Annotated in this window: 1 protein-coding gene; it reads left to right on the top strand. The window is 67.0% G+C overall.

What is annotated here, in order from left to right; all coding sequences use genetic code 11:
* On the top strand, positions 1-1,498 hold a 1,498-nt coding region (locus DBR34_RS21105; protein ID WP_258224232.1), incomplete at both ends, for a TonB-dependent receptor.

Here is a 1,498-nt window from a genome sequence, read left to right as displayed (position 1 = left end):
CAGCTACGTCGGCCTGAAGTTCGGGTACGACGGGCAGTGGGACGGCCTGCTGGGCAGCGTCACCACCGCCTTCGGCGGCGACCGCTGGAGCGGCATGGTCAACGTCAACCATCGCCAGGGCCAGGAAACCCAAAGCATGGGCGACCGGCGCAGCAACGACAGCACCCGCACCGCGGCCAATCCGCAGGACCGCGACGGCCGCAGCGTGCTGGGCAAGCTGGTGTTCGCGCCCAGCGAAGACCAGCGCTTCAGGCTGACCGTGGAAGGCAACGAAGACAGCGTGGACACCAACGTGCTGTCGTCGGTGGCGCCGCCCGCGCCTGTGGTCGCCGCCGCGACCACCACCGCGATGAAGGCCCGCGACCACCAGACCCGCGCCCGCGTGTCGTTCGGCCACGAGATGGACAACGTGGGCCAGGGCTTTGCCGATGACCTGTCCTGGCAGGTGTACCGGCAGGACAGCGAAACCACCCAGCGCACCTACGAAAACCGCGGCAGCGGCGACAACGCCAGCCGCCGCGAGCGCGAGTTCAACTTCGACCAGCGCGTGTATGGCCTGCAGGCGGTGTTCCACAAGGGCCTGCAGACCGGGTCGGTCGACCACGCGCTCACCTATGGCCTGGAAGGCACCTGGACGGACACCCACCAGAAGCGCGACGGGTTCCAGGTCAATGCCAGGGGCCAGGTCAACACCACGATCCTGCCCGACACCTTCCCGGTGCGCGACTTCCCGATCAGCAAGACCACCGAGCTGGGCCTGTACGTGCAGGATGAAATGCGCTTCGCCGACGGCCGCCTGTCGCTGGTGCCCGGCGTGCGCGTGGACCATTACGAACTGCGTCCGGAAACCGATGGCATCTTCGCCACCGACAACCCGGGCGTGGCCGTGTCCGACCTCACCAAGACCAGCGTGTCGCCGAAGCTGGGCCTGGTCTGGCGCTTCGCCGACCAATGGTCGCTGTTCGCCGGGTACGCGCACGGCTTCCGCTCGCCGCCGTTCAATGACGTCAACCTGGGCTTCACCAACGTGCAGTTCGGCTACACGGCCATTCCCAATCCCGACCTCAAGCCGGAAACCAGCGATGGCCTGGAACTGGGTGTGCGCTTCATCGGCGCGGCCGCGTATGCCAGCGTCAGCGGTTACTACAACCGCTACAAGGACTTCATCGAATCGCAGGGCTTTGTCGGATTCAACAATCAGGGCCTGCAGGTATTCCAGTCGCGCAACGTGGCCGATGCCGATATCTACGGTGCCGAGCTGAAGGCCGGGGTCGAGTTCGGCCAGCTCAGCAGTGCGCTGGAGGGTTGGTCGTTGAACGGTTCGGTGGCGTGGGCACACGGCCAGAACAAGACCGAAGACGTGCCGTTGTCGAGCATCGACCCGCTGCGCGGCACCGTCGGCCTGGCCTTCGACCGCGACAGCTGGGGCGTGGAACTGGTGGGCACCTTCGCCCGGCGCAAGGACCGCCTGCCGCCGGCGGCCACAGCCAACACCACG

The organism is Stenotrophomonas sp. HMWF003, assembly GCF_003061285.1.
Lineage (GTDB): Bacteria > Pseudomonadota > Gammaproteobacteria > Xanthomonadales > Xanthomonadaceae > Stenotrophomonas > Stenotrophomonas maltophilia_AP.
The sequence above is the reverse complement of the archived record's forward strand: the minus strand, read 5'-3'. Positions and strand labels throughout refer to the sequence as shown.